Source organism: Pseudoalteromonas sp. SG41-2, assembly GCF_014164535.1.
In the GTDB taxonomy this organism is placed as follows: domain Bacteria; phylum Pseudomonadota; class Gammaproteobacteria; order Enterobacterales; family Alteromonadaceae; genus Pseudoalteromonas; species Pseudoalteromonas rhizosphaerae.
This window is the reverse complement of record NZ_JACJFK010000120.1, coordinates 1-477: the sequence shown is the minus strand read 5'-3', so window position 1 is coordinate 477 and position 477 is coordinate 1. Positions and strand designations below refer to the sequence as shown.

Sequence of the window (477 nt, the reverse complement as noted above, 5' to 3'; positions counted from 1 at the left end):
CATATTCTTACCCGTAAATACGCTTTCTGGAATAATCCTACGCCTGTCAGAGCCATCCATGCGCGCTGAAAACAACGTTTCTATACCTATCCACTCAACCTCAGCTCTAAATAAAATACGCGGAGTTGAAAACGTTTCTTCATCGCCATACACCTCATTGCGCACCTCTTTAGGCCATTCAGAGTGGTATGTGTGGCGATACGCCATTTTATCTTTACTAAATCGGCTGGGCTGCTCTTCAACAGCTTGTTTAGCAGGTGGAGCAGGCTCCTCACCACAGCCAGTTAATAGCAATGTAGCGACACTTAGTAACATTATGACTGCACGGCGTGAAAATGACTTAGTTAACAGCGGCGTTATTGGTGATTTTTTTACTGAAATTAATGACATCAATAGTCCTTGATTGTACGGTGTAAATTGGTCGTAGAGGCAGCAATGCGAAGCATGAACGGGGTAGTTTTTTGGGCATGAAACGGT

At 44.0% G+C, this 477-nt stretch carries 1 pseudogene; it reads right to left on the bottom strand.

The features are described from left to right. Positions 1-390, bottom strand: a pseudogene (locus H5186_RS22730) (hypothetical protein); the annotation flags it as partial. Positions 391-477 lie beyond the last annotated feature (87 nt).